Origin of the sequence: Izhakiella australiensis, from assembly GCF_002006995.1 — a bacterium.
Classification (GTDB): domain Bacteria; phylum Pseudomonadota; class Gammaproteobacteria; order Enterobacterales; family Enterobacteriaceae; genus Izhakiella; species Izhakiella australiensis.
Window position 1 is genome coordinate 1 of sequence record NZ_MRUL01000002.1, and the last position, 25,156, is coordinate 25,156.

Annotated in this window: 18 protein-coding genes and 3 pseudogenes; 9 read left to right on the forward strand and 12 right to left on the reverse strand. The window is 50.5% G+C overall.

Annotated elements, in window-relative coordinates:
* Nucleotides 1–233 precede the first annotated feature (233 nt).
* Nucleotides 234–419, forward strand: a pseudogene (locus BTJ39_RS25070) (hypothetical protein); the annotation flags it as partial.
* Between the two features lie 280 nt (nucleotides 420–699).
* On the opposite strand, the gene BTJ39_RS03325 reads toward BTJ39_RS25070, so the two are convergent.
* From BTJ39_RS03325 to BTJ39_RS03345, 4 genes and pseudogenes are all read right to left on the reverse strand, one after another.
* Entirely contained in the window at nucleotides 700–6,249 is a 5,550-nt protein-coding gene (locus BTJ39_RS03325; protein ID WP_139356302.1) for an OspG family effector kinase, read from the reverse strand.
* A gap of 524 nt (nucleotides 6,250–6,773) precedes the next feature.
* Nucleotides 6,774–7,277, reverse strand: coding sequence for a hypothetical protein (locus BTJ39_RS03335; RefSeq protein WP_078001259.1), 504 nt, complete (start codon nucleotides 7,275–7,277; stop codon nucleotides 6,774–6,776).
* A 266-nt stretch (nucleotides 7,278–7,543) separates the two neighbouring features.
* A pseudogene (locus BTJ39_RS03340) lies at nucleotides 7,544–7,678 on the reverse strand (helix-turn-helix domain-containing protein); the annotation flags it as partial.
* A 121-nt stretch (nucleotides 7,679–7,799) separates the two neighbouring features.
* Nucleotides 7,800–10,577 carry a glycosyltransferase gene (locus BTJ39_RS03345; protein ID WP_176110201.1) on the reverse strand — a complete coding sequence of 926 codons (2,778 nt, stop codon included), beginning with the start codon at nucleotides 10,575–10,577 and terminating at the stop codon, nucleotides 7,800–7,802.
* Between the two features lie 197 nt (nucleotides 10,578–10,774).
* Between BTJ39_RS03345 and BTJ39_RS25380 the strand changes: the two are divergent.
* A pseudogene (locus BTJ39_RS25380) lies at nucleotides 10,775–11,087 on the forward strand (IS91 family transposase); the annotation flags it as partial.
* A gap of 307 nt (nucleotides 11,088–11,394) precedes the next feature.
* Here the strand turns inward: BTJ39_RS25380 and BTJ39_RS03355 are convergent.
* The 4 genes from BTJ39_RS03355 to BTJ39_RS03370 form a co-directional block, all read right to left on the reverse strand.
* Nucleotides 11,395–11,706, reverse strand: coding sequence for a hypothetical protein (locus tag BTJ39_RS03355; protein WP_078001262.1), 312 nt, complete (start codon nucleotides 11,704–11,706; stop codon nucleotides 11,395–11,397).
* A gap of 67 nt (nucleotides 11,707–11,773) precedes the next feature.
* Nucleotides 11,774–12,487, reverse strand: coding sequence for a YnfC family lipoprotein (locus BTJ39_RS03360; RefSeq protein ID WP_078001263.1), 714 nt, complete (start codon nucleotides 12,485–12,487; stop codon nucleotides 11,774–11,776).
* A gap of 96 nt (nucleotides 12,488–12,583) precedes the next feature.
* The gene (locus BTJ39_RS03365; RefSeq protein WP_241825864.1) at nucleotides 12,584–13,846 is read right to left on the reverse strand and encodes an MFS transporter; all 1,263 of its coding nucleotides are present in this window, start codon (nucleotides 13,844–13,846) and stop codon (nucleotides 12,584–12,586) included.
* Nucleotides 13,847–13,917: 71 nt separating this feature from the next.
* On the reverse strand, nucleotides 13,918–15,099 hold the full coding sequence (locus tag BTJ39_RS03370; protein WP_078001265.1) for a M20 aminoacylase family protein: 1,182 nt from the start codon (nucleotides 15,097–15,099) through the stop codon (nucleotides 13,918–13,920).
* Between the two features lie 118 nt (nucleotides 15,100–15,217).
* Between BTJ39_RS03370 and BTJ39_RS03375 the strand changes: the two genes are divergently transcribed.
* Nucleotides 15,218–16,144, forward strand: coding sequence for a LysR family transcriptional regulator (locus BTJ39_RS03375; protein WP_078001266.1), 927 nt, complete (start codon nucleotides 15,218–15,220; stop codon nucleotides 16,142–16,144).
* Between the two features lie 87 nt (nucleotides 16,145–16,231).
* Here BTJ39_RS03375 and BTJ39_RS03380 read toward each other — a convergent pair whose 3' ends face one another.
* On the reverse strand, nucleotides 16,232–16,780 hold the full coding sequence (locus BTJ39_RS03380) for a TetR/AcrR family transcriptional regulator (RefSeq protein WP_078001267.1): 549 nt from the start codon (nucleotides 16,778–16,780) through the stop codon (nucleotides 16,232–16,234).
* A 105-nt stretch (nucleotides 16,781–16,885) separates the two neighbouring features.
* Here BTJ39_RS03380 and BTJ39_RS03385 point away from each other — a divergent pair, with 105 nt between their 5' ends.
* Nucleotides 16,886–17,941, forward strand: coding sequence for an aldo/keto reductase (locus tag BTJ39_RS03385; RefSeq protein ID WP_078001268.1), 1,056 nt, complete (start codon nucleotides 16,886–16,888; stop codon nucleotides 17,939–17,941).
* 16 nt (nucleotides 17,942–17,957) lie between these two features.
* Here BTJ39_RS03385 and BTJ39_RS03390 read toward each other — a convergent pair whose 3' ends face one another.
* Nucleotides 17,958–18,521: a TetR/AcrR family transcriptional regulator gene (locus tag BTJ39_RS03390; protein ID WP_078001269.1), complete on the reverse strand. Its 564-nt coding sequence runs from the start codon at nucleotides 18,519–18,521 to the stop codon at nucleotides 17,958–17,960.
* 79 nt (nucleotides 18,522–18,600) lie between these two features.
* On the opposite strand from BTJ39_RS03390, the gene BTJ39_RS03395 reads away from it, so the two are divergent.
* The 3 genes from BTJ39_RS03395 to BTJ39_RS25080 all read left to right on the forward strand — a co-directional run bounded on the left by BTJ39_RS03395 (nucleotide 18,601) and on the right by BTJ39_RS25080 (nucleotide 21,506).
* On the forward strand, nucleotides 18,601–19,233 hold the full coding sequence (locus tag BTJ39_RS03395; RefSeq protein WP_176110205.1) for a glutathione S-transferase family protein: 633 nt from the start codon (nucleotides 18,601–18,603) through the stop codon (nucleotides 19,231–19,233).
* Nucleotides 19,234–19,402: 169 nt separating this feature from the next.
* Entirely contained in the window at nucleotides 19,403–20,716 is a 1,314-nt protein-coding gene (locus BTJ39_RS03400; protein ID WP_176110207.1) for a glycoside hydrolase family 10-like protein, read from the forward strand.
* Between the two features lie 76 nt (nucleotides 20,717–20,792).
* Nucleotides 20,793–21,506 carry a hypothetical protein gene (locus tag BTJ39_RS25080; RefSeq protein WP_078001272.1) on the forward strand — a complete coding sequence of 238 codons (714 nt, stop codon included), beginning with the start codon at nucleotides 20,793–20,795 and terminating at the stop codon, nucleotides 21,504–21,506.
* Between the two features lie 68 nt (nucleotides 21,507–21,574).
* Here BTJ39_RS25080 and BTJ39_RS03410 read toward each other — a convergent pair whose 3' ends face one another.
* The gene (locus BTJ39_RS03410) at nucleotides 21,575–21,973 is read right to left on the reverse strand and encodes a RidA family protein (RefSeq protein WP_078001273.1); all 399 of its coding nucleotides are present in this window, start codon (nucleotides 21,971–21,973) and stop codon (nucleotides 21,575–21,577) included.
* A gap of 139 nt (nucleotides 21,974–22,112) precedes the next feature.
* On the opposite strand from BTJ39_RS03410, the gene BTJ39_RS03415 reads away from it, so the two are divergent.
* Nucleotides 22,113–22,715 carry a TetR/AcrR family transcriptional regulator gene (locus BTJ39_RS03415; RefSeq protein ID WP_078001274.1) on the forward strand — a complete coding sequence of 201 codons (603 nt, stop codon included), beginning with the start codon at nucleotides 22,113–22,115 and terminating at the stop codon, nucleotides 22,713–22,715.
* Between the two features lie 120 nt (nucleotides 22,716–22,835).
* On the opposite strand, the gene BTJ39_RS03420 is transcribed toward BTJ39_RS03415, so the two are convergent.
* A complete protein-coding gene (locus BTJ39_RS03420; RefSeq protein ID WP_078001275.1) occupies nucleotides 22,836–23,150 on the reverse strand; it encodes a DMT family transporter in 315 nt (104 codons plus the stop codon).
* 360 nt (nucleotides 23,151–23,510) lie between these two features.
* On the opposite strand from BTJ39_RS03420, the gene BTJ39_RS03425 reads away from it, so the two are divergent.
* Nucleotides 23,511–25,142 (forward strand): TIGR04028 family ABC transporter substrate-binding protein, encoded by a 1,632-nt coding sequence (locus tag BTJ39_RS03425; protein WP_078001276.1) that lies wholly within the window; start codon nucleotides 23,511–23,513, stop codon nucleotides 25,140–25,142.
* Nucleotides 25,143–25,156 lie beyond the last annotated feature (14 nt).

A 25,156-nucleotide genomic window follows, 5' to 3' on the forward strand; every position in this document is an offset into this window, starting at 1 on the left:
TGCATTTGATTCTGGTTCGTCTGGAGAAACGGGTAACGTAGAATCATCATCGATAGTAGTCAGTTGACGACCAGTGTCAACGAATCGCGGCACATTTCATCTACATGCGCATTGGTGCGCATAATGTATATTATGTTAAATAACATTGATTGTTAACTTACTTCAAGAACCTGGACGGTTTGCATAAAACCATAGGGTTAAGTTCCCCCTTTATCTTGCGTTTTTCTCTGAGGATGTCTCAGATGTATGTACTCGACCAGTTGAGCGTTGCTCCAAACCGGCGACTGAAGATTAATCATGTACATGCAGTCTGCCGTTTTATTAACTATCTGATCAATACTTACGTTTCCCCTCGTTATATGGATGGCACCCCAGAAGAGCTTTCACGTTATGCTTTACAATTATCCAAGCGTTTGTCTGCCTTCTGCTGTTGCATGCGGCGAAGCCGCCCTGCCTTCAATAACATCCACTGATTTACGCCACAACGTTGGTCTGTAAGCATCCCAGCAAAACGGCCCATTCACTTTCTCTTTTCTTTACTATTGAAGCGGTCAACAAAAACTGGCCACGGTTTTAGAGTTTTTCCAGTATCGGTTTTCCGATTCGTTTGGTGGTAACCCACCGTTATATTCATGCGGTCTGAGCGCGCTGTAATACTAACGATATAGTTCGGCGACTCTATGGCGTTGGTCGTATAGATCACCTTGCGGATATAGGGGTGTATTTTTCCATGGGAAGCAAGCGCTGTGCCTCTGGCAACAGTTGTGTCTGCGCCATAACGGCTGGTAGTTTGTAGTGTCCACTTTTATTGTCCCAGGACATTAATATCCCAGCGTTGAAGTGCGCCTCACCAGCAAATATGACGGGACCTCTCTTTGTGGCAGATGTGTGACCAAAACCAAACTCCACTATATATCTAGATCTCAAGCATAAAATTTCATTAGGATTTTGGGGAAGAATAACAAATTCGTAACTGCCCTGTGGCACTACCGTTTGTGGACTGGCTTCTTTGGAAGTGAGAGAGTACTTCCCATCGTCAATTTTTAATGAAAATATCTCGTCGTTACCCGCTGGGCGCTGACTCACGTAGGGATCGGGGGGAGTCTCCTGCACTAGTTTAAGTGTCGAGGATTTTTCTATGCTTCCCCCCAATGGCATTGTATTCCCACCCTGTCTGCCTTGGGCGGATACCGGAGCCAGATGTTCCCGGATGATACGGATATTAGTTTCCCTCACTTCCTGCATCCTGAGATCATCGGTTGCCTTGTCGCGCTTCGCCTTTTCAACAGCTTCCTGTGTACGCTGGCTGGCAGCGGTACCTTCTCCTCGGATTTTTTTTTCAATACCCAGGTAGATTTCTGTGTAATCATCAAGATCCACGGGGTAGAAGGACTGGCTGTCCGCATCCCACAATACGTTCCCTGAATTCAGGTCATTAGGCATGATGTTGTGCTCAGAAAGCGTCTGTTCCATAGTTTCATAACGGGCCACGGAATCTTCAGGCAATATTTTTCCTGAGATTTTGTGAAGCGGGATGCCCGGAACACGCTGCTGGCGTATGTAAAGTTCACCGCCCGGAGCTTGATACAACTCCGCTGAACCGGTACCGTAATATTGCTCAAATGAGCGGGCTTCTTGCCGTGCTGATTTCAGGTAAGCCGCTTTACCATATCTGGTCCGGAGATTGTTGGCTGTAGCTGGCAATGGTTTTATGACAAAGCGGTCATCGGACGCATCCACGGATACAGTACTGAATTTACCTGACCCCACTTCCGCACCGAGCTTCAGTTCTGTCACCGTAGGTAAAGAAACGATACCGTCTTCTTCTGTCAGCGGTATACGGGTAACAGAAGCAATAGTTTTCTCCGGCGAAACGACCACAAGGGGACGGGTCTCATAATGGCGGCCCCAGGATGGAGGTGCATTATTTTCTGCATAATATTTTGCAAATGCTATATCACTGAACACACCATCCTGCGGTAGTTTATATTTATTAAGGAGGGCGTGGGCACTCAATGCTGATTCTCCCGGCAAAGAGGCTATGATATCAATAGCTTGCGGTTTTTGAGTGGCAGGGCCTTTTCCACGACCGGACAGGCCGATCTGTCGGATAACACCCAGACGTTCTCTCAGGTTCTCTATGCGAAATTGATTATTATCATACCGGAGTAGTAAGCAGGTCCTGCCGTCTCTGTCAACGATGCGAAAACGACCTGAATCCGGCCCACTAAGGCTTTTCAACTGAACATAATTTGAACTGCCCACATGCAAGTACATGTTACCCTGTGGGTCTTCGAAATAACCCCTTCCCATGCGCTGCAGTTGCCCTTCAGCAACCTTATCCGCATACATTTCAGGTGTAATATGTCCGGCAAGGTTCTCTGAATATGGTGATTTAGCACGATGAATCATGACCTCGCGGGAGGGCACTTTGCCATTTTGCACATTGACACCACGGTAACGTTGCCTCCACTCACTGAAAGTCTTTGCTATTTTTCTGCTACCGCTCATCCCAGTACTGAATAATGAGCCATACATCATGTTATTTAATATATTTGTCCCCAGATCTGAGTCGTCATTTACATAACTGCTGTAAAGTGACTCTGGTAGAGATGAAATGACTTCTTCTATAACCTCCTTTCCCCCAATGTTAAGCAATCGGAAAGCTCCACGACCAGCCCGAAGAATCCTGAAACATGGAGTGATCCCCATTTCTAAAAAACCGAAAAACATTTCCATTTTGAAGCGATTCCACTGGCTTTTTTTCATTTCAGTGGTTGTGATGATTTGGTCGTCAAGCGCAATGGTATGATGACGTGCCAGAATGTCCTTAAGCTTAGCGACCGATCCACTAAGCCCATAACGTGTGGCGTCTATAGCTATAACAGCTCCATCTAAATAAATCTTATTGGTCGGATCAGTAAGATGCGCAAACTGGATGATTCTTTCCCCATATTTATCGACTCCAACAACCTGTCGAATCTGCCTCGTAGACAGATGCAGAGTAATCCACGCCTTAAATCTGTCGTCATTTATTAATACCTTCGGCACATATTGCAGACGCGGCACCCTCCATTCTCCATCCTTCACTAACCAGAATGGCTTTTTTACGTCCTGAGAAGAAATAAACAGCTTGTCTCCATTCGACATATTAAAAACCAATAACCCGTAAAGGGGATCTCCATCTGCGGTGATGATTTGAGCCATTATGGAATTACCTGAAGCATAATCAAGCAAAGCGTTGCGGTCCTGCTCCGGGAGCCCCGTAAACTCTTCACTGGCCCGCCTTGCCAGCCCTGCCAGTTTGCTTGACTCAGATAGAGTAAATGCTCTGGAAAACGCCGCCTCTTCAAAAACGGCACTAACTTTTTTTTGATAAAATGAAGGAATGTCATCTCTTAACTTCAGCAAGTTATCTCCTGTATTCTTCGGTAGCCTGCTGCCATCCTCGTTATAAATAGTAGTCAGATAGAACTTGCTATCCTCAGGGGAAAGAAAACGTACAAAAAAACTTCTCGGATTTATCAGGGAGCTACTTTCCTCCTTCGCTTTAAACTTTTGTTCCATTTTTCCTGTCGCCAAATCTCTTGGTGTCATTTCCACTTCAAGTTCACGAGACAGAAGTATCCAGTAGTATCTGACAACACCGACCGTAGCTATTATTGTTGAGTTGCTACTTAACATGGTGTTATTTAGGACAGTTGCAATAGAGTCATTAATAAATGTCTCTGGGTTTAATGTCATCAATCCCTCAATGATTACCCTCTGCGCATCCAGAATTTCTTTCAGAGTGCTTTGCTCCTGAGGAGAAAGGAGTCCAATACCTGCAATCCGTGTGAGGGGGATTTGACTGGTTCCGGTCCAGTATACTGTTTCCGGCATATTGACTGTTGTATCTGAGGTTTCACCTACTGGCGAAAGTTTTTGAACTGAGCCCTCCGAAAATGCGGGCACTTCAGGGACAGATGAACTGTTAACACCAGAAGGTTTCGTAGAATCGCCGAGTTTGATAGAGACGGGCATACCAGTCGAGTACATGTCAGGGGGGAGTTGTGTTACCAGGCGCGAGGAATTAGTCAGAGTCCGGGGGGCCCCGAGTAATGGCTCTTGCTCATTTTTTATCTCTTTCCGGGTTGCGATTTTCCAGGACACACTGTACATCTCTTTTCCGTCCCTGCCGAGAGGTACCCAGATACGGTTACGGTATAGTGATGCCAAGGGCGTCAGAGCATCCCCTACTCTCTCCCCCACAGCAAAACCCAGTCGATCATCATTGACGCGTTGAGCCACATCCTGCAGCCACCGGTAACTGCTCCAGTGCCTGTCATCTCTTTTTTTACACGAATAGGAAAAATTCAATTCAGCCTCGCCAGCGCTTTTTACTGTAAAAATGAAGGTTTTCCCGGCCAGTTTTTCTCCCTGGTTTATATTCAATGCCACCTGTATTCCGGCGTTTAAAACCCACTTTCCCCTCAGTACCTTTGAGTTATCAGCTCCATCTAGCAGGGCGGGGACTAAGTATCTGTCTGCCTCCAGGAGCGCCTGCTGCAAGTGCTCCGGGTAAGCTGGCGATGTGTTATCATCAACGGCGCTATCGGTTTTTTTCACCTGGACGGTATCTACAGAGCTGTCACTTCCTAAAAAGGTTTTTCCCTTTATCCAGTTAACTGCTGCCATGCCTGCAATGGTCACCAGCCCAATCCCCCCTAGTACTACCTCCTTGCTTTTTAGAGCCTGCATGTAGGTTGATGCCAGAGGAACCGCCACTGCAGTCAGAGGAAGCAGCAGCGTGCTTTCGGGTCTGTCAGTTGATGAGGGAACTGATACGTCCTGTGTCCCCGTAAAACGTATGATATTTTCGTGCTCTTCAGGTAATCCCACAGCCTCCCCGGTACGAACACGATTGCCGGATCCTGGTCGACCAGCCACATCCTTCCTGTCAACCTCAGGATACATTTTCGTTTTATATGGTCGCGGCAGGGTGATATGAGACAGATCATCAGTCTCCGCGGTTCTTGTGTCTGCAAGAGTCATTTCTTTAGTGGCCCTCCTGGCAGACGGCACGCTTTTGCTATCCGCTACCGACAGGTGGGCCCAGAGTCTTAGCAACGCAGACTGCCATGAAGGGGTCGGTTCATTCCTGTTTTCAGCCGGCAGACCGAAAGACTGTGTTGCCATCAACGTCACAATAAGAGCGGCTGCGTGTTCCTGGGCCTTCTGCGTCTTGTTTCTCGACTGTCCTGGCATGTACTCTTGCAGTTGTGTAAATGACGTATTTCCCTCTTCATTTAAGAAAAGAGGCAACTGACTTCCGTACTTGTCCAGTACGGCCAGTCCCATTGAGCCGGCCAATGCAACCGCTTTTTCGTCAACAGGAAAAGTGCTGATGTCCTGCAATATCTCTGACAGGCTGAAGAGTATCGGATCGCATGAAGTTGATATAACTCGGTGTCTGCCTGATGAACGCTGCTCACTGCGGGAAGGCGGTGTACGTGTCGGTAGTGCTTTACTGGTAGAGGCCGGTTGCTGAGTCTGAAGGGCCGTACAGGAGGGTCGTATAACGGCTTCGTAGTGTCCCTGCTGATCCCAGACTATGAGTCTGTGAGTTGGGAAGCCTCTGCCGGGAGCTCTGTAGGTTCCCTGAACTACTTCAGGATGAGCCTCTTCCAGTCCTGCTGAGATCATCGTAACTTCGGCGTTCACATTGTAGCGCTGATTTACAATTTCAATCAGCAAAGACGCGGCCCCCCCTGAACCTGAATCGAAAAACAACTTGTTTCCCTGTTCCTGCGGATTCCGGGAGTCGTACTCTTGACGTATCCGGGCGACCTCGTTGTCCAGTGCCTCAGAGTGCAGATCAGACCTTATCGGCTGAATCAGTGCATAAATTGCGCAATTGTTCCCCATTCCGGAATTGGAAATGACCTGATCTCCACGCTCTTGCAGGTAGCGTCTAAATGTGTCGTTAAGTATCTGATAGGCTCGTATCTGTGCAACCTGATCGTGACTGGACGTTTCCGATGGTAGCCCATTTTTTTCTTCCCGTAATTCAGGAGGGTGTCTCTGACTACATGATATTTGCGATGCAGGAGCGGTTTCCTTGTTATTATGTGAATTTTCTTGGATGAAATTATTTTTCACCTTTTTTATGTAAGCTGTGAATGGTTGCTTATCCACGATTGAGTTGATTTTTGTAGTTGTATTTGTAGTTACCTTTATATTAGTAACGCTATTACCAGTTATCTTCATTATGAATTGTGTGTTCTAATGGAAAATAGCTATATAACTCTTTGTTTTATGAAATGTCTTTCAAAAAACGGAACTGAACCGCTGCGGTTGGCTCTGTCGTATTAAAAAATGTCAATGCCGATCGAATAAGTTTAATTGTTTTTCTTCCACCCAGGTTGCGGAAGACCCACGAAAGTGACCCATCCCGGCAGTTGAAATTTGACCCAGGGGTTAAGCTGCTCTCTCTGAAAGGGAGAGCTTATGGTTACTTTTAAGATCGTTATGGAAATTCATATTCTGCATAAACAGAGAATGAGCATCAGAGGCATCGCCTCTCAGCTTGGCATCTTCCACAACACCGTTCACAAATACCTGAAATCCAGACAGTTGCAGCCGGTCTATTCTCCACGGCCAAAAGCCTTTTCTCTGCTGGACAAACACCGGGATTACATGCGTAAACGGATCGCGGATTCAAAAATAATCATTTATATGAATGCGACAAAACCCCGGATTGCGATTTACCTGATCCTGAGAATTCTATACGGTTAGTGGTTCTCCGGCCGACCGGCGGCTGGTTCACTAATCAACGAGCTTAACGAACAGTGCAGTGTCACGGGCTTACGAGTCAGTTCGGTCAGGGGGCCGTCGGCCATCCCGCAGTTGAGGATATTATCAGTCCAGTGGCGGCGAGCTGAATAGACATTCACGTTAACCCGCACACCCTCTTTAAGCCAGCTTAGCCGCTTACTGTTGATAGCTGCTGGCGTAAAGCGCACCGTGCCGCCTTCGGACGACAGGTTAAGTTCTGATTGCCCCATATCGATCTGGCCTGATTCGTCCGCGGCAGACTGGTGTCGGATATTGGGTTCTCCATACCAGCTGGCGGCAACAGTAATGCCTTCCTTCCCCTGCGCCAGCGTCTGGCGAGCATCCGGTGACAACACGACCCGTATCTGTAGATCCGGCAGAGGCCTGGTTTGCGCTGCCTGTCCATTTCCGGCAGCGACGACCATAAATAAGGCCCACAGGTCATACCATCTTAATTTCATTCGTTGCTCCCGTTACCTGATGGCAATTGTTAAGCGTAGACCTCAAACAGTATCCGCGCTTCAGTCTATCGTATCCATCGCCCAGTTTAACAGGTCACTGTTGCAAATATCCGGTAGTGGTAAACTGATCGGTTCTTTCGCATTAAAATGTCGCCGGGTAACGTACTGTTTTTTGATGTTGCCAAACGATGCCTCTGATCAAAAAAGCCTTTAAACGCCTGCATTATCCCGTCGATGTCGATAATGGCGCAGCGTGGTTCTGCCGCCAGTTCCTGATAGCGATAAAAGGTATCGCGTGACACGCCCATAATCTTACTGGCTTTTGATACGTTACCAAGTTCTTCGGCGAGATTGAGCAGGACGGCTTTGTGTTTAATGATGGGATTGTCAGTATGAAGCATGAGAGTTACCTCGTGTTTTGTTTAAAGATTGGACACCCATATCAAAACCGGTAACTCTCAATCTTGCAAGGTCCTGCGTCAGATCAAGTCGCGACTAATATACTTAATGCGACAGAACCCCTCAGTCGCTCCCATTACCAAAAAAGGGTCTGCCTTTATCATCAATCCCTTCGGCTATCCGCTCGCGGTTGCGTACTTTCACTCCTCGTTTTTTTGAGGATGAACTCTGTGCCGGTTCATGTTTCGGTACCTCCAGCGCCTCAATTTCTTCTACTAAATCTGCAAAGTGCAACCCTTCAACAACTTTTGTAATCTCATCTAACTTCTGCATTACGTGAGGGCTAATGATCTCCGTTACTATCTCTGTTGTTTTTTTGTCGATCTCTTTGCGTGCCTGTACCCTGATCTCTTCTGTGGCTTTCTCGGCAATCACTTTGCCTGCCTGTGCCCTGATCTCTTCTGTGGCTTTCTCGGCAATCACTTTGCCTGCCTGTGCCCTGATCTCTTCTGTGGCTTTCTCGGTAATCACTTTGCCTGCCTGTGCCCTGATCTCTTCTGTGGCTTTCTCGGTAATATCTTTTTCTGCCTGTGCCCTGATCTCTTCTGTGGCTTTCTCGGTAATATCTTTTTCTGCCTGCTCCTGCAGAGCTTTCTGAATATCCTTTTGCGCCTGGTCTTCAATCTTTGTCACTAAAACTTTATCAATCTGTTTTTTTGCATCTTCGTTAATGAGAGGCATATCGTCTGGCCTGGCGATTTCTTCACTCCGTAACTTCTCAAGGTTTGTGAAGCACTCTGTTATTTCATTTATTTTCTTAATGAAAAAAGGATCGGTTAATATATGTTCAGTTAATTTCTCTCTTGCTATTTTAATTGCTTTATCTTTGTCAATTTGTCCAAATATCTTTGATTTTTCAATTGATTCACTTATGATTCTACCTGCCTTATCTGTTTTTAATGCTTTTTTTATTGTTACTTCTGTTTCCCTCTTATCTTCACTGATGTTTAAAATATACAGTCCATTTTCCTTCATTAAATTTATCATATTGCTTACAGACACTTCTTTCACGCTGTCCACTTTAAAAAGATGCGCAGGGAATACATGATTTTCCATATAAGACGGGACGAGGAGATTGTATTTTATTAATTTATTGTTAATCTCTTTGAATATTTTTTTCTGTTTTTTTCTTATTTCTTCCTTCCTGTGTTTTTCCAAAGCAATTTCTTTTGCAGCATTCCATGATTTATTACTCATAGCTTGCATAATTTCCTTTATATCATCCCTGCCCAATGAATAAGGCTCTGATAGCAAAGGAGCCTCTGGCATTTTTTTGCGAATTTTATTAAGCAACTCAGTTACCGGATTACTTTCACTTCCGTAAACAGTAACAGACTCGTGAATTAATTTATCAACTAATTTTTTAAGTAAAGGCGCTAACGCTTTTTCTCTTAAAATCCGATCGTAATATCCTTCCTTTTTTGAAGAAAATATAGATCTCACAAACTGTTCGAAAGTAGATCCTTGTTTATTCGGAGATCGAAGAACCAGCGCCATATCTTTTAGATGCGCCGGTGACCTGATGTCATCAACCAGCCCGATCATAAAATGAAGGAAAGCTTCATTGATTTTTATTCCGTCAGGGGTTTTGATGTCAAATGAAAGTTTGCTGAGGAACTCATATCCTATTTCATTTGTTTTCATAAGTTTTTCTAATGCAGCTTCAGGAGGCAATGACAGCAGACTGAGCATGTCGCTGGATACATAATAAATCAGCGAACAATTTTCGGCAGTCAGACTGCGGGCTAACTGTTCAGAAGGAGGTTCCGTCGGGATGAAAAAAGTATGACTATATTTATTTTTGCTGGCTTTAGCTGCTTGCGGCGGGCCGTATTCATCAATACTGCCTGAACTTCCATGAGAAGTTTCCTGAGGTCTTTTGCTATCCGTCTGGTTTATTTTCAGATTTGCTGAACGGTCCGTTAGATGTACAATATTATTATCATTTGTTTCTCCTGTAATTTTTCTTTCCGCAGATACAATACTTATTTTCTGGTTTTTTATATTTTCTTTTATGGCCTCGTTGTAAGTGTTAATTAAATATTCACTGGGGGCGCGGATAGATTCATTCATATCAGTAAACTCGATATCATTATTCATCCCGCCAGAAATACTTATATGCTCTATCATATTTATGGTATCTTCATCTATAATTTCAGTAGAAATTATATCTAATATTTTATCCTCATCTAAAGTATCTTTAAGTTTGAGTTGGATGAGTTCTCGTATGCGAACCAGGTCCCCGCATTTTTTTGCATCAACATACCCATCCCTGTAATCAGAGCATAATTCTTTTAAAACTTCTCCCAGGTCATTATCACATGCATTTTTAATTCCAAACGCGTCATAAAAATCGGTCTCTACTTTAGAATTGGATACAGATAGATGTGTTTTAAAATCGCAATCAGAAAAAAAATTATTTTTTGATAACTCTTCGTTAACAATCACATCTGTATCTAAGTATAACCCTCCATAATTATATACTGCAACCAGCCTGCCCAAATCAGAGAAGCATTTACCTTTCTCCTTTCCATCCTGGATCTCATCTATTTCTGAGTAAATTCTGCGAATGTTTGAAAAGGCATCCCCCTCTTCCGTCGATTTTATCTCTCTAAGCTCACGGGAGTCTCTTATTTTTAAACTTGGTGCTATCTGCTCTAAGCAGGCACATGATTTTTTTGCTTCCTCATCTAACCAAAGAATTACATTATTATTTTTATTATTATTTGCAGTGTTAAATATATTTAAAATCGTATTTTTATTTATATTTCCATGATATATCATATGGATGTTAAATTTTTCGCTTTTAGTAAGATGGTCCTCATTATGAGTGTTATTCATGAAAGGTGAGTTGCTGGGAAATATTGATGCAGTTGCCGGGCTGTGTGTGCGCTTATGAAACGGTGAGTTATTGTCAAATCTGGTGTACGGAGCAATCAGGCTTGATGTTTCGTGGACCTGTACTCCGTCCTTAAACGGGACGTTATTTACTACCAGTGTCAGCAGATTAAATCCCGGAAGCCGGGTCCCGCCTGCACCACGCGCCGGCATGGCACTTTAAGATGGTGCGCTACTCCGGGTTTCTGGCCAACCGCAAACGGGGATCGCTGCAGCCTCTGGTGTATGAAGCCCTGCAGATGCAGGCGCGGAAAAGCCGGAGAAACCGGGGGCGCGGTGCTGATGAAGGGCTTCCTGGGCACGGATCCGTACAAATGCATCCTGTGCGGCGACAGGCTGCGTTTTGCCGGCGCTCAGGCAGGAACGCATGCGGTGGAATTACTGTCGGAAAGGCTGCGTGGAATGGAGAAAAAGCAATGGCTTCGGATGCCTGAGCTGGCTCAGTGCGCCTGAAAAATGGGTTTCAGATTAAAAATACGACAAAAACTGCATTTTCATACATCATCTATCGTTGCAGTTCACCATTAAAGGATCTGTCACACTACTATTCATGGTTAGGATCTATGGTCACTTCCGTTTTTGCCCAACATAAGTTAAATTGATTATATCAGTTCATTGTCGTTCTCTTCATTACTCAGGCCACTTCCCTTTGGTGACTCACATAGTGCCCAGCCGTCTTCTCCTGCGTATCCCATTGTCGTTTCTCTCACTGCGGCATTGGCGTTCCCTGATGGAAACGCCAATGCCAGCTTCCCTTTTTCTATCTTCTGCCTTTCACCACCGATGCTGACCAGTTGAAACCGGTTACTTCGCTCTCTTTGAGCGACTCTGGTTTTCTCTTTTTCGGCGTTTTACTTTTGGCCCTGGCTGCGGCCTGTTCTTTCTCTTTCGCCAGCTTTATGTTCATGACCTGCTGACGAGCGTCGGCGGTCAGCTCTTTTTCTTTTTTGCTGTCAGGCTCTTTACCGGTTCGCTGGCGAAACTTCTGTATCAGGCTGTTGAACAACTCCTCGACTTCACGTCGCTCTTCAGTGCTAAATTGATCGATGGAAATCATTTTCTTATCGTTCATCGTTCACTCCTGATATAAGGTAAGTTAAAAAATTGGCCGCGGCAATTAAACCGGCAAAGCAGAAAACTCAGTAATACTCCGTTTGGTGGTTTGAAAACGCAACCTGCGCACCAAGTCGGTAATCCTCGTCATAGGCAGTGATCAGTGAGCAAAGGCCGGCGTTACCCTCCTTTTGATAGCTACAGCTCTGTTTTAACCAGAGGGTGAATTTGCCTGCCGTCAAGGCAGACTTGAAATCCACGAACTGCGGATTGCCTGCCGGATAAGCGATAACGTTATCCGTTTGCTGCTGATAATCGCGAATGCGCACCGGGAATTGTCCGAGGCGATATTCATAGCGCTGAGTCATCTCATTGCTATCACGTTTTCTCACCGTTTCTAAAAGGCCCTGAGCATTGTAGCTAAGATTATATTTACCGCTTTCATTGTCCAGCTCGGTAATCTGGCAGTGCTGATTAACCTTACCGGCAATATGCTGGCCTTTTCTTGATGACAAAATGCCATTCTGATTCACGATACGAAACTCGGTATGGTTAATTTTATCTACCATATTTATTCGGGTAAAACAGCCGTTCCGGTCATACCATACCTCGGTCATCAGCTTTAACTCCCCTGCACTGCTTCTTATCCATTGCAGGCTGTGTTTAACCGGTCCGGTACTGGGATCGTGGTTGAATAACAACGCAGCATTGAGTATTGCAGGCTTAAACTGTATGGGGGATGCCGCCTGTGAGGAAAATGTCAGACAGAGTGCCAACGCCGGGAGAAACCCAAATTTCATTTTTATCTCTGTTTATTTAGCGCTTTAATGAATAAGTTGTCACTACTATATGATTTTAAGGCCGCCTTACACAATAAGCCGGCCTTAAAAGCCCTATTATTCCAGCGCTTTATCGCCGGTTTCCTCAAAGAAGCTGATTGCCAGCAATGAAATCAATACGCAGGCTATCATGTACCAGGCTGGCGCCATTTTGCTGCCGGTCGCGTCGATAAGCCATGCGGCAACCAGCTGTGCGGTGCCGCCGAATACTGAAACTGCAACGGCGTAGGCGCTGGCCATATAGCTGGCCCGGATGCGGCGCGGGAAGCTTTCCGGCATTAAGGCATAGGCCGGCGCCGATCCCATGGTATAGAACACCATCAGCACAATCATCGCCGACATCACCGCTGGCAGATTGGGAAAATGCGTCATCACCCAGAATGCCGGATACAGCAAGACCAACAGCATCAGTCGACCAATTATCGCTAGCGGCTTGCGTTTGCGCAGCTTATCAGACCAGGCGCCATAAATGGGGCACATCACGAAGGAAATAACGCTGGTTGCCAGCGCCACCATGATTGACAACTTTTCCGGTAATCCCAGTTGTTGAATGCTATAGGTCGGCAGGTAATAGATCATGATGTAACTGGAAACCGACATACCCATAATCGAAAATACCGTCAGAAACCAGTTGATAACGTGGCGCGTTTCAAACAGTCGACTGCCCTTTGGTTTCGCTTCCTGCGGTTCATCAACGATATGACGTCGCAGGTAGATCCCGACCGGCACAATCAGCGTGCCCAGCAGGAATGGGATCCGCCATCCCCAGTCGTTTAGCGCTTCTGTCGACAGGCTAAACGTCAGGGTTGTCGCTACCCCGGCTCCCAGCAGGGCTGCCGCGCCCTGGCTGGCCAGCTGCCAGCTGGCGCGAAAGCCGCGGCTGGCATCGGAACCGGTTTCCAGCAAGGTTGCGGTTGCGGCGCCGAATTCACCCCCCTGCGCAAAACCCTGAATCACGCGGGCCAGCACGATCAGCGCCGGCGCCGCCACGCCGATAGTGGCGTAATTCGGCGCCAGTCCGATCATTGCCGCACCCAGCGCCATTAACATAATGGTGAGCGAAAGCGCCGATCGCCGCCCTTTTCTGTCGGCGTAATAACCGAGAATAAGGCCTCCCAGCGGGCGTGCCACAAAGCCGATTGCGAAAGCGGAAAAGGCCAGCAGCGTAGAGGTTACCGCATCATGGCTGGGGAAAAACTGCTTACTGATCGCCAGGGCAAAATAGCTGTAAACGGTAAAATCATAAAACTCCAGTAAGTTGCCGAAAACCGCAGCGAAAATGATTTTCCGCTGCGAGGTAGAGGTATTCGCCATCTGCATACGCAGGTCTCCTGTCTGTCCTATCTTAAGAAACGTCATTCGCCTTAGCGTGACGCTTTATTTTTATTCTTTTATTCAGCCAGATAACGTTCGGTCAGACGCGCCCAGTAGGCGGCGCCCACCGTCAGATTGTCATCGTTAAAATCGTATCCGGCGTTGTGTAGCATGGCGCTGTCGCCATTACCTATACGCATAAAGCATCCGGGGCGCTGTTGCAGGTAGTAGGCAAAATCTTCGCTTCCGGCAATAACGGGTAACGGTGATACAACCCGATCTGCGCCGAGCAGCTCTTCGGCTACCTGACGGGCAAATTCAGTCTCATCCGGGTGATTGGTCAATACCGGATAGCCCGTTACGATTGACACTTCAGCCTGCACGCCGTAGCCGGCGGCATGATGCTGCGCCAGCTCGCAGATCCGTTCTTTTAGCCGCGCTCTGACTGCCGGATCGAACGAGCGTACGCTGAGCTCCATGCGGGCGCTTTCCGGAATGACGTTAGCGGCGTGCCCGCTATGCAGCGAGCCAATCGTGACGACGGCCGCCGCCGTGGGATCGATATTGCGTGACACCACCGTTTGTAACGCGCCGACCAGACTGCCTGCTGCCACCAGCGGATCGGCGGCCAGGTGCGGTCGCGCGGCGTGCCCGCCTTTACCGTGCAGCGTGATGGCGATGGTGTCGCAGGCCGCCATAAACGGACCGCTGCGAAACATCATGGTGCCACTGGGGTAACCGGGATGGTTATGCATGCCAAAAATCGCATCGCACGGGAAACGCTCGAATAAACCTTCGGCAATCATCCGTTCGGCGCCGCTGTTGGTCCCGGTTTCTTCCGCTGGCTGGAATATGAGATTCAGCGTTCCGGAAAAGTTACGGGTCTGCGCCAGATATTTAGCCGCGCCTAGCAGCATCGTCGTATGGCCATCATGACCGCAGGCGTGCATCACGCCAGGGTTCTGACTGCAATATGCCCTGCCCGGCACTTCCTCAATGGGCAGTGCGTCCATGTCCGCGCGCAGCCCCAGGCTGCGTTGACCATCGCCTGCGCGTAAGGTACCGATGACGCCATGACCGCCGATGCCGGTGGTTACCTCATAACCCCACTCAGCGAGTTTTTCGGCAACCAGCGTCGCGGTGTTGGCCTCCTCATTGGAGAGTTCGGGATATTGATGGAGATGATGTCGCAAAGTGGCCAGCTCTGCCGCCAGCGGTTTTGTATCAGCCAGCGAAGGATAATTATCTTTATTTTTCATAAAATTACGATGATTTTAAATAACAGGGATTTTCGAGTCTACCATCGTCCTCATACTGCTTACATAACATCTTCATGCTATTGTGTTGCTTTTAGATCAACAGTCAGATGTAAACGCGATGAGCATGCACAGCTTTGTTAATGAGGTTGATGAACGGCAGTTACGCTATCTGTATGAAGTGGCGATCAGCGGCGGCGTGCGGGCGGCGGCAGATAAGATCGGCGTTAACGCATCAGCCGTCAGCAGGCAGTTAGCGCAGCTGGAAAAAAAACTGGATATGGTACTGATTGAGCGTCTGGGCCGGGGAATTGCCCTGACGGAAATCGGTCTTCATCTGGTGGATTTTTACCGCGAGCGTTTAAAGCGTCAGCAGGAGCTGGTGATGCAGCTGCAGGAGTTTCGTCAGCTCAAGCGTGGTCATATTGCCATTGGCGTCGGCGAAGGCTTTATCGCCAGGCTGTTAGGGCGCGCGCTGCGTGACTTCAGCGAGCATTACCCGGATATTGTGGTGGATGTGCGCTGTGGTTCGACGGTCGAAATAGTTGAAATGGTGCGTGAAGGCCAGGTTGATATGGGGTTATGCACCGGGGTTGATGAAGTGGATTTGATGGTAAAAGTCCGCTCGTTTCGCGGTGCGCCGCTGTCTGCCGTCGTCAGCCCGCGGCACCCGCTGGCGGCAAAAAAAAGCGTAACGGTGCAGGAGCTAAAGCATCATCGCCTTATTTTTATGTCGGATCACTTTGGCGTGCAGCGCTATCTGAACGTTCTGGCTCAGACCGAGCAAGTGCATCTCTCTCCCTCTTACCGCTGCAATATGTTTGCTGCCGCGCAGGCCATCGCCGCTGCCGGGTTGGGGGTGGCGTTTATGTCCAGCGATGCTACGCGCCACCCTATTGATGGTCCACAGGTAGTGGTAATTCCGATTGATCATCCGATCGCCAGCGGCTTTCCCAGCCAGCTGATCTGCCGCGCCGGGCGTCGTATGACGCCAGCGGTCCGCAATTTGTGGCAGCAGCTGGAACGGGGAATGAAGATGCCAAAATAGGCCGCGCAAACAGCGAACGTCCGGCGCGCAGTCGCCGGAATGCGACGGGTGACTCCCCTGCTTTTACTTGCTCGCGCAAGACTGGGTTTATTTGCTGGTTAATAGGGCGTCGGCGATAAAATTGAACAAATGCTCGCTGCGCTCTGCAAATGCCGCCTGATCGCCCAGCCAGCCAAGTGCGCCCAAAAGCGCAAACAGATCGCTTTCACTGATGCCGGGATTGGCCTTTCCCGCCGCCTGGGCGTTATGCAACAGGCGCCCGCCTGCCATGCGTAACGCTTTGCAGGAGGCATAAAGGGCGGAATTCGGGTCAGCCAGCGCCGTTGCCATCATATCGACAGCACCGCTGTAAACTCGCACAAAGTTCACCGCTTCGCGTAACCAGAGACGCAGAGCGTGATCTGCCGAGTGAGACGCCTCAAGCTGATGCGCTTTTTCTATTAGCGCGTCCAGACTGGTTCGTAATAGTGCATCAAGCAGCGCTTCGCGGCTGGGAAAGTGGCGCAGCAAGGTGGCCAGTCCCATACCGGCTTTACGCGCAATGTCGCGTAGCGAAGCGCCCGCTCCGTCCTCAGCGATAACCACGCGCGCAGTCGCCAGCAGGTGATTGTAATTTTCTTTGGCGTCGGCTCTCATAATCCCTCATTGACAAATGGATCAGTGATCCGAATAATGTGGATCGCTGGTTCGGTAATTGTAGTGTCTCTACGATGCCGATAGCAACAGATAAAGGAGCAAGCTATGCGCTACAAAATTTTTGGCAAACATACCGGCTTACGTGTTTCTGAATTTGTGCTTGGTACGGCAAACTTTGGCACCGCCTGGGGCGGCCACGGCGCCGATCCCGATGAAGCTCGCCGTATCCTCGATACCTACGCCGATGCCGGCGGTAACTTTCTCGACTCGGCGAACGGCTATCAGGATGGGCAATCCGAAGCGTTTCTTGGCAGCCTACTCGCAGGGCGTCGCGATGAATTCGTGCTGTCGACAAAGTTCACCGTTAAGACCGATGCCAACTCGGGGATTCTGGTTACCGGCAACAGCCGTCAGGCAATGATCTCTTCCGTTGATGCCAGCCTGAAGCGCCTGAAAACCGACCGTATCGATCTTTACTGGGCTCACGTTTCTGACGGCGTTACGCCCCTTGAAGAGCTGGTTCGCGGCTTCGATGACCTCGTTCGCGCCGGTAAAATACTCTATGCCGGCCTGTCTAATTTCCCTGCCTGGCGCATCGCCCGCGCAGCGACTATCGCTGAGCTGCGTGGTGCGGTACCGATCGCCGGTATCCAGGTTGAGCATAGTCTGGTTCAACGGGCCACCGAACAAGATGTTATTTCCGCTGCCCGGGCGCTGGGCATTGGCGTGGTGGCCTACTCGCCGCTCGGCGGTGGCCTGCTGACCGGGAAATATCGTTCGGATAACCGCGAAGCCAGGCGTGATGAGGCCTGGGCCGGGGCGGGTTTTCAGCCGGAAAACAGCGCACAGCGCACGGCGATTATCGATACTCTGCTCGATATTGCCAGCGAAAGCGGCGTAACAGCTGGCGAAATCGCTATCGCCTGGGTGGCTGACAAAGGTTCGTTACCCATCATCGGGCCGCGCACCCTTGGGCAGCTTGAAAGCAACCTCGCTGCCAGCAGCATCAAGCTGTCAGCTGAACAGGTTGCCCGGCTGGATGCCGTCAGCGCCATACCTCGCGGCTACCCTTACACCGTACTGGACGATCCGCGCATTCAGGACATTATTACCGGTAGCCGTGCGCAGCAAATCGACCTGCCCGTCGACCCGGTCGCCTGACAAAACCGCGCCAGGGTCATTCCATATGACTCAGTAAGATGCTGACGGCGCGCCTGGCTGACGCCAGTGGGGTGAGCGCCCCGCGCAGATAGTATTCTGTGGCCGCGCCGTCAAGTAGCAGCAGTATCTGGTCGGCCAGCATTTCCCGTTCATGGCGCTTTTCACTAAGCTGCTGGTAAATAAATGCCCGCAACCGCTGCTTGTATGCCTGAACAAGCTGATAAACCTCACCCGCCGCTTCCTCTGCCTGCAGGCTGGCATGGATCATCGGACAACCCCGGTAATCCTCCTGTTGCGCGGCGATTTCATCGAATAAGCCGAGAATTTTTTCCCGTTCGCCTTTTTTGCGCGCGGTTGTATCGGTGAGGCGCTGCATTATTTCTGCGGCAACCTGCTGATAAACTTCGCTAATTAATGTCTCTTTTGCAGGAAAGTTGTTATACAACGTCATGCGGGCGACCCCGGCTTCGGCGGTGACCTCATTAATGCCGACGTTTGTCGCGCCACGTTTGATAAACAAGCGCTTTGCCGCGTGCATGATCTGTTCCCTGCCCGCACCGTTGCGGCTGCGTTTATCCATTTTTTATCCTCATGTTGACAAACGGATTGTTGAAAAACATTATAGACCGGTCTACCTAATTAACAACAGGCGCATCAACATGGTCAACATAAATTTCTGGTTCAGCCCCGGTTCCTGTTCCCTTGCCCCTCACGTGCTGCTGCACGCAGCGCAATTGCCCTTTACGCCGCACGCCCTGTCGATATCCCGCCAGGGAACGCAAAGCGACGACTTTGCCCGCATCAATCCGAAAAGGCGGGTTCCGGTTCTTGCCCTTGACGATGAAATTATTACCGAGGTGCCGGCAATTGCGGCGGCGATCGCTCAGCTGGCTCCGCAGCAGGGCCTGATGGGCAAAACGCCTTTTGACCAGCTACGGGTGCTGGAATGGATGTGCTGGCTATCGGGGGAGTTACACGGTCAATGCTTTGGCGGATTATTCCGTCCTGAGCGTTTTATTAGCGATGCCAGTCAGTTCGGCGCCATTCAGCAGAAAGCCCGGGAAAGGATTGCCGACTGCTTTAGCGCCATTGAAAACAACGTTTCCTCAGGCTTTGCCGTGGGCGATGCGCTAACGGCTGTGGACCCTTATTTACTGGTTTTTTATCGCTGGGGTAGCCGCAATGCCTTCGCGATGGCCGAGCGCTATCCCCGCTTTACTGCCTGTATCCACGGCATGGTAAAACACCCGGCAATCGTCAAAGCAATGGCTGATGAAGGTATCAGTCTGTGAACGCTAAACTTTGCGCCGAGGGCCGTAAGCTGGATGATGCCCGGCTAACTTATTGACATAAATTAAAATAATAAGACAATGTTGGCTTCAAATATTCAGCTGAAAACCGGAGCATAATATTAGCCGCTTCTGCTACTTTCCCTCTGTCGCTCCAGTGAGAAAAACAGCCATGCTGGCTGCCGCTGCGCTGTTGCTCGCCAGCTGCGCCTCCGAACCGCCGCACTCGCTGGTGACGCCGTTTCCGGCGCCGACGACGGGCGCAAAAGCGCAGCCGGGTAGCTCTGCTAAGCTTCCCGTTCCGCCCGCCTCCCGCCGCGACCAGCCGCCGGTTCGCGGCGTCTGGCTGGCGACGGTTTCCCGACTTGACTGGCCGCCTGCCTCATCGGTCAATGCCAGTAGCCCGATGCTGCGTATCAGCCAGCAGCAGCAGGCGTTAAGGGACAAACTTGATAAGCTGCAACGCCTGGGTATCAATACCCTTTTCTTTCAGGTTAAACCGGACGGTACGGCGCTCTGGCAATCAAAAATCTTACCCTGGTCGGATATGCTAACCGGCCGAATTGGTCAGGATCCCGGCTACGATCCGCTGCAGTTTGTGCTCGATGAAGCCCATAAGCGCGGGATGAAGGTCCACGCCTGGTTTAACCCTTACCGGGTTTCGGTTAACACCCATGCTGCCACCGTTGCCGCTCTTAATCGTACCCTGTCGCTACAGCCCGCCAGTATTTTTGTTCTGCATCGCGACTGGGTGCGGATTGCCGGCGATCGCTTTGTCCTCGATCCGGGGATCCCCGAAGCGCGCGACTGGATCACCAGCATCGTCGCCGAAGTGGTTGAACGTTACCCGATCGACGGCGTGCAGTTTGATGATTACTTTTACAGCGAATCGCCGGGCTCTGCCTTGAATGACAGCCAGACCTACCGAACTTACGGCAAGGGCTTTGCCAGTAAGGCCGACTGGCGGCGACATAATACCCAGCAGCTGATTGAGCAGGTTTCACGCACCATCCATGAGCTAAAACCTGACGTTGAGTTTGGCGTCAGCCCGGCCGGCGTCTGGCGCAATCGTTCTCATGATGCGGCTGGCTCAGAAACGCGCGGTGCGGCGGCCTATGATGAGTCTTATGCCGATACCCGCCGCTGGGTGCAGCAGGGTCTGCTCGATTATATCGCACCGCAGCTTTACTGGCCCTTCTCGCGCAGCGCGGCGCGGTATGACGTGCTGGCGAGATGGTGGGCAAATGTCGTTGCTGCCAGCGGGACGCGGCTTTATATAGGCATCGCGCTGTACAAAGTCGGTGAGCCTTCTAAGCTTGAGCCGGACTGGACGGTACAAGGCGGGGTACCCGAACTGAAAAAACAGCTCGACCTGAACGAGTCGCTGCCGCAAATTCAAGGCACCATTCTGTTCAGGGAGAACTACCTGAACCAGCCTCAGACGCGCGAGGCGGTTAATTATCTGCGCAGCCGCTGGGGCAACTAGCGGCCGGCTTACGCTCGCCTTCGACTAGTGATGCATGTAAGCTTGTGTTTCTGAATGTGATAAAGGAATGCAGGCTATGTCAGTCCATTGGGGGATTAAAGCAGCAACGGTTGTATTACTTAGCGGCGCATTAAACGCCTGCGTACCCTACCCGCGCGAGCGTGAAGCCTATAGCGACCTCTGCCAGTCTGAGTATCAGTTCACCGTGCCGGGCATGGCTGGCAAAAACAAAATTTTCCTGCAAACTTGGCTATTCGACCATGAGACGACTTATGAGCGCTACAAACAGGCCCATTTCACGATTCCGTACGTACAGGGACCGGGAGCCCCTCATGAGTTTTACGTCCAGCTAATTGCCTGGAACGAGGACCGCAAGCGCCCTTCTCGCGCGTCATCACGCGGCGAGCCGGCGATACCGATACTGTATGACAGCCGCCAGGCTTACATCACCTTTGAAAATGGTTCACGGCTTTTTGCCCGCCCGGAGATTTTCATCGGCAATAATAAAGTCTATGACTTCCCGACCCCGGACATGGCGTATGCGCGTCCGTCGCCTTACGATATTAACAGCGACGAAGTGCATCGGCTGGTGCCGAAACTTACCAATAATGATGATTACGGCTCGGTGTACGTGCTGTTTAAAACGGCAGCGTTTAATGCCAACTCAAAATGGACGATTAATTTGGGCAGCCTGGAGGTTAACGGGCAGAAAATCGCCATCCCACCGCTGCGTTTATGCTATCACCCGCTAAAAAAATGGGTCGGAATTGAACCGCTAATGCGACCCTAGTCTTAGGTTAACATGCCGTGGCTAATGCCGGTTTAGCCACGGACCGGTCGGCATTTCCTTCGCTCTGTTTACGCTTGCTGTGGGATGCGGGCAATCACTTTGATTTCAAAATCATAACCTGCCAGCCAGTTAACCCCCACCGCGGTCCAGTTTGGATACGGCGCATGGGGAAAAATTTCATTTTTGACCGTCATAAAGTCCTCAAACTGACTCTGCGGATCGGTGTGGAAAGTCGTTACGTCCACCAGGTCGTTAACGGTACAGCCCGCTGCCGCCAGCGTGGCCGTTAAGTTTTCAAATGCCAGCCTGACTTGTGCCTGATAGCCTGGCGCCGGCGTGCCATCGCTACGACTTCCCACCTGTCCGGAGACAAACAGCAAATCGCCGCTGCGAATAGCTGCCGAATAACCATGTTTTTCATATAAAGCGTGACGCCCGGCGGGAAAAATAGTTTCTCTTGTCATCATAAATCGCCTTTCAAGGTTGATGGATTTAAACAGGACTTACCACGGCAGTTTAAATTTCATATACTCTGCGTATGTGAATATTAATCATACATACGCAGCGTATGTCAAAAAAAACTGCCTATCTGACAAGGAAACCGCTATGACCGCCAGAAGTCGCCAGCAAAGCATGGAGGAAAATCGCAGCAAACTGATTGCGGCAGCGCGTAAGGCCTTTGCGCTGAAAGGCTTTTCCGCCGCGTCAATGGATGATCTTACCGCCAGCGTTGGCTTAACCAGGGGCGCGCTGTATCACAACTTTGGCGATAAAAAAGGCCTGCTGGCGGCGGTTGTATCGCAGGTTGATGCGGAAATCGCGCTGAGAGCTAAACAGATTGCCGCCAGTGCCGGGGATGACTGGAACAGATTGCTCGCCGAGGGGATTGCCTATATCGAGATGGCGCTTGAACCTGAAGTTCAGCGAATTGTTTTGCTTGATGGTCCGGCTTTTCTCGGCGATCCTGGTCACTGGCCAAGCCAGAACCTTTGCCTGGCGGAAACGCGCAAGGCGGTCGCCGCCATGATTGCAAAAGGCATCATTAAGCCGCTCGACGTGGAGGCGGTATCGCGCCTGCTCAACGGCGCGGCCTTCAACGCTGCGCTCTGGGTTGCGGCGAGCGATGCGCCTGAGGATACGCTCAGCAAGGCGACAGAGACCTTCCGCGCGCTGGCGAACGGGCTGCTGGTCCGGACAGCGCAAGATTAATCCCTCCCACTTCCTTCTGGCGCTTAATAAGCCGCATTGTGCGGGAAAGCGCCGTCGCAAATTGCTGAACGGCCGCCGACAGTACAACGCCCCGTCGCTTTTCGACGGCCAGCGCGGCGGCTAAGAGGCCAGCTTCATGATTATCAATCCGGCAACGATCAGCGCCGCAGCAAAAATACGTGCGGCGCTGGCGGCCTCGCCAAGAAAACAGAGTCCAATAATAAATGAGCCGATGGCGCCGATGCCGGTCCAGATAGTGTAGGCAGTGCCAAGGGGTAATGAGCGCATCGCCAGCGACAGCAGAGCAAAGCTCACGACAACGGCAACGAGGGTGATGACAGCGTATAAAGGACGGGTAAAGCCGTGTGAAAGCTTCATGGTATAGGCCCAAAGGACCTCCAGAATGCCTGCGGCGACCAGCATAATCCAGGGCATAAATGACTCTCCATGGTGCCAGGTCGTCCCGGATTAGGCCGAATGCGCCATCCGGGTCGTCCCGGATGCAGCCTGAAATGGTTACAGGCAAATAGTAACCATTTCATACCGGGCGTCAAGCCCGCGTCAGTGACGTGCGTTACAGTGTAACGTTAATAAAATTCGCTATCCACTATCGCTGAAGCTAACGGCCCGGCAGGCAAAGAGAGGTTGTCGGCATGATTAACGGCCGTCAGCCAGATGCGGCCTTTATGCTATTTGCGGATAAGCTTTGCGCTATTCATTTGTTCACCTGATGCCCTGCGACCTTGATGATGAATGCCATTGCTAAGTTGGTTAATAACTAAGGGATTCATCACTATGGCGCCTTTTCGTTTTTCGCCACGCCGATCGGCGCTGGCCGCTGCGCTGTTAGCCGCCGCGTTCTCCCTACAGGCGGCGGATACGCCGGTAAAAGGCGGCACGCTTATCTATCTGGAACAGCAGGCGCATACGAATCTCTATCCGCCTGCCGGCGGGTTTTATCCTAACGGCGGCATTCTTAATCAGATAACCGATAAGCTGACCTGGCAAAACCCACAGACCTTGCAGGTTGAACCCTGGATTGCTGAAAGCTGGAGCAGCAACGCGGATAAAACGCAGTACACCTTCAAAATCCGCCCCGGCGTTACCTTCTCCGACGGCACGCCGCTGGATGCCAACGCCGTAGCTAAAAACTTTGATACCTACGGTCTCGGCAATCAGGCAAAACATTTGCCGGTTTCAGAAGTAATAAACAACTATGACCATAGCGAGGTTATTGACCCGCTGACGGTGAAGTTCTATTTCAAAAAGCCCTCTCCCGGCTTTCTTCAGGGCACCGCCACAATTGGCTCCGGGCTGGTTTCACTCAGTACGCTGAACCGCAGCTTTGAGCAGCTTGGCGATGCCCGTCATATTATTGGCTCCGGTCCTTTCGTGGTCAGTGATGAAAAGCTGGGGCGCGAAGTTGACCTGACGGCGCGCAAAGATTACCGCTGGGGACCAAAGAATATTCGCCAGCAGGGCGCGGCTAACCTTGACGGCATCAAAATTATCGTCACGCCGGAAGACAGCGTGCGCATTGGCGCGCTGCTGGCCGGTCAGGCGGATGCCATCCGTCAGGTACAGGCGTACGATGAAAAACAGGCGCGCGACCAACGCTTCCCTCTCTACGCGGCGCCGACGCGCGGCGTTAACGATAGCATCAGCTTCCGCCCTGATAACCCGCTGGTAAGCGATCTGCGCGTACGCCAGGCATTGCTGCATGCCACCAATGCAAAGCAGGTGGTTGATACCCTGTTCTCGGCCAATTATCCGCAGGCGAAGTCGGTCATTGCGTCCAGCGCCGCTGGCTATGTCGACCTCAGCGCTACGCTCAGATTCAACCCGGAACTGGCGAAAAAATTGCTTGATCAGGCAGGCTGGAAGCCCGGCGCCGACGGCATACGACAGCAAGCCGGTCAGCGGCTGGCCCTTACTGTGTATGAGTCACCGCCGCAGCCGCAGAATAAAGAGGTGCTGCAACTGGTGGCGCAGCAGTGGCGTCAGGTTGGCGTGGCGCTGGCGGTGAAAGCGGGCGATGCCGGCAGCAAAACCCTCGATAATCTGGACCCGCAGAAAACGCCGTTGGTGGTTTCTGAAGTCGGCCGCGCCGACCCCGATGTAGTGAAAAGCATGTTCCATCCGGCTAATCGCGATGCGCTGCTGCAAAAAGGTGGATCCAGCAGCAAAGTTAACCGCTTTCGCGACGACAAATTGAATGCCCTGCTGGTCAGCATTTCTGCCGAAGTTGATCCGCAAAAGCGCCTGCAACTCACCGGTGACGCTCAGCGCTATCTGCTGGATAACGCCTACGTGATCCCCATCTTTGAAGAGCCGCAGGTCTTTGCCGGCGCTCCCTGGCTGAAAGGTCTTACGTTTGAGGCTGTCGGTCGCCCCGCCTTTTACGGCGTCTGGCTGGAAAAACATTAAGTCAGGAGCCCGAT